This is a genomic window from Phenylobacterium sp., assembly GCF_035276905.1.
Taxonomy (GTDB): Bacteria; Pseudomonadota; Alphaproteobacteria; order Caulobacterales; family Caulobacteraceae; genus Phenylobacterium.
In genome coordinates this window covers 1-8698 of the sequence record NZ_DATELG010000423.1, presented here as the reverse complement: position 1 = coordinate 8698, position 8698 = coordinate 1, and the positions used below count along the sequence as shown (strand labels likewise).

Below are 8698 nucleotides of genomic sequence, written 5' to 3'. Positions count from 1 at the left end.
GGCCAAGGTCGCCGCCGGCGAGATCGCCGCGATGACCAAGGCGGTCGAGGAGCCGGAACTCGCCCGCGCCAAGGCCCAGCTGAAGGGCTCGATGTTCATGGCCCGCGAGCACACCCTGGCCCGCGCCGAACAGGCCGCGGCCCATGTGCTGATGTTCGGCAAGGTGCTGCAGCCGGAGACCCTGGCGGCCCAGGTGGACGCCGTGACGCCGGCCGACCTGGCGCGGCTGGCGCAGAGCATCCTCGCGCCGCGCAAGAGCGCGGTCGCGGTGCTGGGGCCGAAGGCGGCGATGAAGGCCGCCCCAGCGTTCGACCGGGCGCTGTTCGGGTAGGGGCGGCGACGCCTTTCCGTTTCGCTGCGCGAGGGCGTTCAGCCGCGCCGTTTACCCTCAACCTTGACGCCCTGGCGAAATCGGCGACCCTTCGCCGATGGCTCTGCTGGACTGGATTGCGCCGGAAAGCGGCCTGCGCCTCGACTGGGAGGGCGTCTACCTGCGTCCGCCCAGGGCGGCCGACTACGCCGAGTGGCGGGAGCTGCGCGCCGCGTCCCGCTCCTTCCTCCAGCCCTGGGAGCCGACCTGGCCGGCCGACGACTTGACCCGGGCGGCCTTCCGCCGCCGGCTGGCGGCCTATTCGCGCGATCGCGACCTGGGCGTGGCCTACCCCTTCCTGGTGTTCAGGAGCGCCGACGACGCGCTGACCGGCGGCATCACCCTCTCCAACGTCCGCCGCGGCGTCGCCCAGATGGGCTCGATCGGCTATTGGTGCGGCCGGCCCTTCACGCGGCAGGGGCATACGCTGGGGGCGGTGCGGGCGATCTGCGACTTCTCCTTCCGCACGCTCGGCCTGCACCGGGTGGAGGCCGCCTGCATCCCCGACAACGCCCCCTCGCGCCGGCTGCTGGTCAAGGCCGGCTTCGAGGAGGAGGGCTACGCCAAAGCTTATCTGAAAATTAACGGCGTCTGGCGAGACCATGTGCTGTTCGGTCAGGTCACGCCCTTCAAGGCGCCCGACCTGCCGGACGTCGGGGTGTCGGTCTAGGCCGCGCCCGCGACTTTGGGGCAGCAGGGCGTCCGGCCGGCCTTTGGACGGCGAGACGCGGCGGGGCAGGCGCGCCGGATGTCGGACGGCGGGTTGATCTGGGATGTCTCGACGACGCTCGCGGCCCTCGGCGCGGGCGGGACGGCGCTGTGGGCCTGGCGTCCCGACGAGGATCGCCTGCAGCTCACCGGCGCGGTGCGCGCCCTGGGCCTTGCGCCGCTCGCGCCCGATTGCTCTTCCGCCGCCCTTCGCGCCCTCGTCCTGCCGCAGGACCGCGTCCCGGCCGAGGACCTGCTCAGCCCCCAGCCGCCCGGAACCGAGGTCTCCGCGCGGCTGCGTACGCGCGGCGCGGCGCCCTGCATCTGGCGCGGCCAGTGGCAGGAGGACGGCCGCTGCCTCGGCGTGCTGGCGCCGGAGACCCGGTTCGCCGCCGCCGACCAGGACAGCCTGACCGGCCTGCTCGACCGCCAGAGCTTCATCCGTTGCGCGCGCGAGCGGCTGCAGGCGCCGGGCCGCCACCAGCTGGTGGTCGCCGACCTCGACCGGTTGCGGCGGCTGAACGAGGCGCTGGGTCACGAGCGCGCCGACCTGGTGCTGGCGGCGCTGGGCTCGCGGCTGGCCGCCGCCCTCCCGCCCCGGGCCATCGCCGCGCGCATCGGCGAGGACGAGTTCGCGGTGCTCTGCGTCGGCGCGGGCGCAGCCGAGATCGACCGGTTGCGCGCCGAGCTGGAGCGGCCGATGCGGATCGCCGGTTTCGAGATCCACCCGAAGATGGCGGTCGGCCTGGTCGAGGCCCGCGGCGGACGCGATGCGCCGGAGGCCGCCGAGCTGCTGCGGCGGGCCGAGCTGAAGATCGAGGCGCGCAAGGGCGGCCGTCGGCCTCCTGCCGGCGGCGGTGACGGCCTCTCGCGCCTGGCGCTGGAGGCGGACTTGCGCGGAGCGATCGAGCGCGGCGAACTCGGCCCCTTCTACCAGCCGATCGTGCGGCTCGGGACCGGCGCGCTGGCCGGGTTCGAGGCCTTGGTCCGCTGGCGCCATCCGCGCCGAGGCCTGCTTACGCCGGAGCACTTCCTGCCGCTCTGCGAGGAGCTGGGCATGATGGGCGAGATCGGCGTGATGATGCGGCGCGAGGCGGCGGGTCAGCTGGCGGCCTGGCGCAAGGTGCGCGCGTCGGCGGCCGACCTCACGGTGGCGGTCAATCTGTCGGTCGGCGAGCTCGACCGGCCGGACCTGCTGGCCGAAGTGGTCGAGCTGCGGCGCAGCGCCGGCCTGCCGCCGGGCGCGCTGAAGCTGGAGGTGACCGAGGGCGAGGTGATGCGCGATCCCGACCGCGCCGCGGTCATCCTGCACAACCTGCGCGCCGCCGGCCTGACGCTGGCGCTGGACGACTTCGGCGTCGGCTTTTCCTCGCTCTCCTATCTGACGCGCCTGCCGTTCGACACGCTGAAGATCGACGCCTACTTCGTCCGCGCCATGAGCGCCGACCCCGGCGCCGCCAAGATCGTCAACTCGATCATCCGGCTCGGCCAGGAGCTGGCGCTGGAGGTGGTGGCCGAGGGCGTCGAGGACGCCGACGCCGCGCGCCGGCTGGACGCGCTGGGCTGCGACTACGGCCAGGGCTTCAGCTTCGCCCAGCCGCTCGCGCCCGCCGAGGCGCTCGCCTACATCGAAGGCTGCGACATCCACGGCCGCCCGGCGCGGAAGGCGGGGTAGGCTCGCGGCGAGCGAGGCGCCCTAAGCCCGGCCGGCGGTGGAGCTGAGGAACTGTGGGTCGATCCCCAGCTTGGCGAGCGCGCGGGTCCACTTGGCGGCGTGGTCGGCGCCGAAGATCAGGGTGTCGTCGGCGTCGCAGACCAGCCAGACGTTCTCCTTGATCTCGTTCTCCAGCTGGCCCGAGCCCCAGCCGGCGTAGCCCAGGGCCAGCAGCGCGCGGCGCGGATGCGGGCCGGCCTGGGCCAGCGCCTCGAGCACGTCGCGGGTGGCGGTCAGGGTGTAGCCGTTGCCGAGCTCGATCGAATGTTCGCTGTGGTAGTCGGCGGTGTGCAGCACGAAGCCGCGCTCGCGCTCGACCGGCCCGCCGATCAGCACCAGGTCCGGCCTGGCGCGGATCTCCGACTGGATGTCCAGCCGCTCCAGCAGGTCGGGCACGCTCAGGCCCTCGACCGGACGGTTCACCGCCAGGCCCATGGCGTGCTCGTCGTCGTGCGCGCAGATCAGGATCACGGCGCGCTCGAACCGGGGGTCCGAGATCCCCGGCATGGCGATCAGCAGTTGGCCGGCGAGAAAGCCTTGATCCATCCCCAACAGATTTGGCCTGGAACGCTCGGCTTTCAAGCACGATTGTCCACAGCCGGTTGAAGCGTGCGCAGTTGTCGCTATCTGCCAAGCTCCGAGCATCGAGGAGGAACGGCCATGACTATCAAGGTTGGGAACAAGCTGCCCAGCGTCACGCTGACCGAGGCCACGGCCGAGGGGCCCAAGCCGGTGAAGTCCGACGACCTCTTCAAGGGCAAGCGCGTGGCCCTGTTCGCCGTGCCGGGCGCCTTCACCCCGACCTGTTCGGCCAAACACCTGCCGGGCTTCAAGCAGCGCGCCCACGAGATCAAGGACAAGGGCGTCGACCTGATCGCCTGCCTCTCGGTCAACGACGCCTTCGTCATGCGCGCCTGGGCCGAGGACCAGGCGGTGGGCGAGGACATCGTCATGCTGGGCGACGGCAGCGGCGACTTCACCCGCGCGATCGGCCTGGAGATGGACGCCACCGGCTTTGGCATGGGCAAACGCTCGCAGCGCTATTCGATGATCGTCGACGACGGTGTGGTGAAGGAGCTGAACGTCGAGGCGCCGGGCGAGTTCAAGGTCTCGTCGGCGGACCATCTGCTGGGGCAGCTCTGACCCCGGCCCACAGCTAGCGGGAGCGAGGAAACGGCCGGCTCACGAACCGCGAGCCGGCCTCTCCGAAGCGCCAGGGCAGGTCCACGGCGCGGCTGATGCCGATCCTGGGGCCGGTGACGATCCCCGCCGCGCCGCCCGGGGCAAGGGCGAAGGGCTGGGCGTCGACGGCCAGGCCGTCGTGGGCGCGGCTCACCGCCAGCGCCTGGCAGAGCTTCCCCGGTCCGGAGCAGAGGCTGCGCAGCTCGTCGAGGCCGCGGCGCTGGCGCATCTTCTCGACCCCGGTCAGCGGCTCCAGGGCGCGGATCAGCACCGCGCTGCCCGGATCCTCGCCGCAGACCAGGTTCAGGCACCAGTGGACGCCGTAGGATCGGTAGACGTAGGCGCGGCCGACGGGGCCGAACATCGCCCCGTTGCGCGGCGTGGGGCCCCGGAAGGCGTGCGAGGCGGGGTCCTCGTGATGGTAGGCCTCGGTCTCGACGATGCGGCCGCCGACCCCTTCGACGGCCAGCGTCCAACCGATCAGGTCGCGGGCGACCTCGACCGGATGCCGGGCGAAGAAGGCGGCGAGGTCCAACGGCACGGCCGATGCGCGCGAAGTCATGGCGAGCTATCTAGCCGCGCGCCGGCGGTGTAACCAGCGGCCGTGGCTCAGGACCCCGAACCCGATATCCAAACCGCCGCCGCGGCCCTGCGGGCCGGCGGGCTGGTGATCTTGCCCACCGAGACCGTCTACGGCCTGGCGGCGGACGCGGCGAACCCGCGGGCGGTCGCGGCGGTCTATGAGGCCAAGGGCCGGCCGAGCTTCAATCCGCTGATCGCCCATGTGGCCGACGCCGGGACCGCGCGCCGCATCGCCCGCTTCGACGAGCGCGCTGAACGATTGGCGCAGGCCTTCTGGCCGGGGCCGCTGACCCTGGTGCTGCCGGTCGCCGACACGGCCGCGGTGTGCGACCTGGCGCGGGCCGGGCTGGACACGGTCGCCGTTCGCGCGCCGGCCCATCCGTTGGCCCGCCGGCTCTTGGCGGCGCTGGGCGGTCCGGTGGTCGCGCCCTCCGCCAACCGTTCGGGCCGGCCCAGCCCCACCACCTTCGCCGACGCCCTGGAGGAGACCGGTGCGGCGGCTGCGGCGGCGCTCGACGGCGGCGCCTGCGCGGTGGGCCTGGAATCGACCGTCGTCGCCCTGCTGGACGAGGCGCGGCTGCTGCGGCCGGGGGCGGTGACGCGCGGCGAGATCGAGGCGCTGATCGGGCCGCTGGCGGAGGCCGAGGCCGACGCCCGGCGCTCGCCCGGCCGGCTCGCCCGCCACTATGCGCCCAAGGCCCCGGTGCGGCTCGAGGCCGAGGCGCCGGCGCCCGGCGAGGCCTTCCTGGCGTTCGGGCCTGGGGCCGAGGGCGAGGGCGTGTGGAACCTCAGCCCGACCAGCGACCTGCGCGAGGCCGCCGCCAACCTCTTCGCCTATCTGCGCGAGGCCGACCGCACGAGCCCCGCGGGCATCGCGGTGGCGCCGATCCCGCTCGCGGGCCTGGGCGAGGCGATCAACGACCGGCTGAAGCGCGCGGCGGGCTTCGTGGGCTAGGGGGGTCCCCCCGGCGCGCCCCAGGCGCTATTCTGGCGCCCATGACCGCGCCCGTTCCCGCCGATGTCCTCTCCCGCCTGAAAGCCGTGCTGGGGGAGGGCGGCTGGAGCCAGGATCCCGAGCGGCTGGCGCCCAAGCTCGTCGAGTGGCGCGACCGCTGGCGGGGCGAGACGCCGCTGCTGGTCTTGCCCAGGACCACGACGGACGTGGCCGCCATCGTCGGCATCTGCGCCGAGGCGGGCGTGGCGATCACCCCGCAGGGCGGCAACACCGGCCTGGTCGGCGGCCAGATCCCGCAGGGCGAGGTGCTGCTCTCCACCGAGCGGATGCGGGCGATCCGCGCCACCGACCTCGACGACGAGATGCTGGTCGCCGAGGCCGGCGCGCCGCTGGCGGCGGTGCACGAGGCGGCGGCGCAGATCCGCCGGCGCTTCCCGATCGGCCTGGCGTCCGAGGGCACCGCGACCGTCGGCGGGATCGTCTCGACCAACGCCGGCGGCGTCCAGGTCCTGCGCTACGGCATGGCCCGAAGCCTGGTGCTGGGCCTGGAGGCCGTGCTCCCCAACGGGGAGATCTGGAACGGCCTGAAGCGCCTGCGCAAGGACAACACCGGCTACGACCTCAAGCAGCTCCTCATCGGGGCCGAGGGGACGCTGGGCGTGGTGACCGCCGCGGCCCTGAAGCTCTATCCGCTGATGGCTTCGCGTGCGGTGGCGCTGGCCGGGGTCGAGAGCCCGGCCGCGGCGCTCGCCCTGCTGGCCCGCGCCAAGGAGGAGACCGGCGGCGGGGTCGAGGCCTTCGAACTGATGGCCCGCCTGGGGATCGACTTCGCGCTGAAGAACATCCCCGGGACCCGCGATCCGCTGGCCGAGCGGCATCCCTGGTACGTGCTGGCCGAGTTCGGCTCCGGCGAGCCGGGGGCGGCGGAGGCGGCGATGGCCCGCTTCCTCGAGCGCGGGCTCGAGGACGGCCTGATCCGCGACGCGGTGGTCGCCCAGACCGAGGCCCAGGCCAAGGCGCTCTGGGCGATCCGCGAGAACCAGTCGCCGGCCCAGAAGCCGGAAGGCGCCACCTGGAAGCACGACGTCGCCGTGCCGGTGAGCCAGGTGGCGGTGTTCCTGGAGCAGGCCGACGCCGCGGTCCGCGCCCTGGCCCCGGACGCCCGCATCGTCGCCTTCGGCCACATCGGCGACGGCAATATCCACTACGACGTGCTGCGTCCGGACGGCGGCGACGACGCCGCGCATTCGGCCGGACGCGACGCCGGATCGCGCAGGGTCCACGACCTGGTCGCCAGCCTCGGCGGCTCGATCTCGGCCGAGCACGGCCTGGGTTCGATGAAGACCGAGGAGGCGAGGCGCTACAAGAGCCCGGTCGAGGTGGCCGCCCTGGAGGCGATCCGGCGCTCGCTTGACCCGAAGCGGATCATGAACCCGCGGGTGCTGTTCTAGCGTTGGTCACTGAATGGGGAGTAGCGGCTTGCTCTCCGTTCTTGCGGCGCGCGCTGCACGGCCCACAATGGCGCGGCGAAGGGGCGGGCGCGGCCAGGGAGACCGACCATGTCACTCCGTCCCGATCCGACGTTCTATGCCAGCCCCCGGCTGGCGATGGAGGCGCCGCCCGAGACCTACGCCTACACCTTGATGCTGAGCCCCGACTTCTCGCAGCCCGACGCCCTGGCTGTGGTCGACGTCGATCCGGCGTCAGGCGGCTTCGGCAAGATCGTGCACACCGTGGTGATGCCGAACAAGGGCGACGAGTTCCACCACTTCGGCTGGAACGCCTGTTCCTCGGCGCTCTATCCGCTGTCCGGCCACGCCTTCCTGCAGCGCCGGTTCCTGATCATTCCCGGGATCCGCTCCTCCCGCATCTATGTGGTCGACACCGAGGGCGGGCCCTTGGCGGCGAAGATCCACAAGGTCATCGAGCCGCAGGAGGTCTTCCGCAAGACCGGCTACTCGCGCCCGCACACCGTCCACTGCGGTCCGGAGGGGATCTACGTCTCGACGCTGGGCGGCGGCGGCGCGGACGGGACCGACGGCCCGCCCGGCGTCTTCATCATGGACTGCGAGACCTTCGAGGTGGTCGGCCGCTGGGAGATCGACCGCGGCTGCCAGGAGAAGCACTACGATTTCTGGTGGAACCTGCCGCGCGACTACATGGTCACCAGCGAATGGGGCCTGCCGCCGCAGTTCGAGAACGGGGTGGTTCCTGAGGACCTGCTGGCCAACAAGTACGGCCACCGGCTGCATTTCTGGGATCTGCGCGCGCGCAGGAACGTCCAGACCATCGACCTGGGCGAGAACCATCAGATGGCGCTGGAGGTGCGCCCGGCGCACGATCCGGTGAAGGAGTACGGCTTCCTCGGCGTCGTCGTCGACACCACCAACCTCGAAGGCTCGATCTGGACCTGGTGGCGCGAGGGCGGAAAGTTCCACGCCAGGAAGACCGCCACCATCCCGCCGGAGCCGGCGGAAAAAGATGGACTGCCGCCGCTGCTGCAGGGATTCGGCGCGGTTCCGCCTTTGGTCACCGACATCGACCTGTCGCTCGACGACCGGTTCCTCTACGTCTCGTGCTGGGGCACGGGCGAGATGCGGCAGTACGACGTCAGCGATCCGCTGCAGCCGGCGCTCGCCGGCTCGGTGCACATCGGCGGGATCGTGCGCAAGGCCGACCATCCGAGCGGCAAGGCCTACAAGGGCGGACCGCAGATGGTCGAGATCAGCCGCGACGGCAAGCGCGTCTACTGGACCAACGGCCTCTATTCGACCTGGGACGACCAGTTCTATCCGGTGGGCGTGCCCGGCGCGATGGTCAAGGCCGACGTGGGGGCCGACGGCGGCCTGACGCTCGACGAGCGGTTCTGGGTCGACGTCCCGCAGGGCTACCGCACGCACCAGATCCGGCTCGAGGGCGGCGACTGCTCGACCGACTCCTTCTGCTATCCCTCCGTTTGAGCCTTTGACGACCGCGGCCGGTCTCTGGTTGACCGTGATCGCCAGCGGCGTTTTCCACGGCCTCAATCCGGCGATGGGCTGGCCGCTGGCGGTGGCCGGCATGCTGGCGCCGTTCGGCCTGCTGACGGCGCTTCTGCCGTGGGCGCGCGCCTTGCGGATCGGCGCGGCGCTGATGGTGATCGCGGCCGGCCTCTGGCTCTTGCTGCGCCCCAGGCATCCGCGCTTCA

Annotated in this window: 9 protein-coding genes and 1 pseudogene; 8 read left to right on the top strand and 2 right to left on the bottom strand. The window is 72.4% G+C overall.

From position 1 onward, the window contains the following. From VJS38_RS20205 to VJS38_RS20195, 3 genes and pseudogenes are all read left to right on the top strand, one after another. A pseudogene (locus VJS38_RS20205) lies at positions 1-331 on the top strand (insulinase family protein); the annotation flags it as partial. A 97-nt stretch (positions 332-428) separates the two neighbouring features. Next, entirely contained in the window at positions 429-1040 is a 612-nt protein-coding gene (locus tag VJS38_RS20200) for a GNAT family protein (RefSeq protein ID WP_324089946.1), read from the top strand. Between the two features lie 78 nt (positions 1041-1118). Beyond that, the gene (locus tag VJS38_RS20195) at positions 1119-2753 is read left to right on the top strand and encodes a bifunctional diguanylate cyclase/phosphodiesterase (protein WP_324089945.1); all 1635 of its coding nucleotides are present in this window, start codon (positions 1119-1121) and stop codon (positions 2751-2753) included. A gap of 21 nt (positions 2754-2774) precedes the next feature. On the opposite strand, the gene VJS38_RS20190 is transcribed toward VJS38_RS20195, so the two are convergent. After that, positions 2775-3338 carry a YqgE/AlgH family protein gene (locus VJS38_RS20190; RefSeq protein ID WP_324089944.1) on the bottom strand — a complete coding sequence of 188 codons (564 nt, stop codon included), beginning with the start codon at positions 3336-3338 and terminating at the stop codon, positions 2775-2777. A gap of 114 nt (positions 3339-3452) precedes the next feature. Between VJS38_RS20190 and VJS38_RS20185 the strand changes: the two genes are divergently transcribed. After that, on the top strand, positions 3453-3935 hold the full coding sequence (locus VJS38_RS20185) for a peroxiredoxin (protein ID WP_324089943.1): 483 nt from the start codon (positions 3453-3455) through the stop codon (positions 3933-3935). 13 nt (positions 3936-3948) lie between these two features. Here the strand turns inward: VJS38_RS20185 and VJS38_RS20180 are convergent, their stop codons facing one another. Then, positions 3949-4536 carry a DNA-3-methyladenine glycosylase gene (locus tag VJS38_RS20180; protein WP_324089942.1) on the bottom strand — a complete coding sequence of 196 codons (588 nt, stop codon included), beginning with the start codon at positions 4534-4536 and terminating at the stop codon, positions 3949-3951. Between the two features lie 42 nt (positions 4537-4578). Between VJS38_RS20180 and VJS38_RS20175 the strand changes: the two genes are divergently transcribed. The 4 genes from VJS38_RS20175 to VJS38_RS20160 form a co-directional block, all read left to right on the top strand. Further along, the gene (locus VJS38_RS20175; RefSeq protein WP_324089941.1) at positions 4579-5511 is read left to right on the top strand and encodes an L-threonylcarbamoyladenylate synthase; all 933 of its coding nucleotides are present in this window, start codon (positions 4579-4581) and stop codon (positions 5509-5511) included. A gap of 41 nt (positions 5512-5552) precedes the next feature. Then, positions 5553-6962 carry an FAD-binding oxidoreductase gene (locus VJS38_RS20170; RefSeq protein WP_324089940.1) on the top strand — a complete coding sequence of 470 codons (1410 nt, stop codon included), beginning with the start codon at positions 5553-5555 and terminating at the stop codon, positions 6960-6962. 108 nt (positions 6963-7070) lie between these two features. Beyond that, positions 7071-8471 carry a selenium-binding protein SBP56-related protein gene (locus tag VJS38_RS20165; RefSeq protein ID WP_324089939.1) on the top strand — a complete coding sequence of 467 codons (1401 nt, stop codon included), beginning with the start codon at positions 7071-7073 and terminating at the stop codon, positions 8469-8471. 4 nt (positions 8472-8475) lie between these two features. Continuing rightward, the coding region (locus VJS38_RS20160; protein ID WP_324089938.1) for a hypothetical protein at positions 8476-8698 on the top strand (223 nt) is incomplete at its 3' end.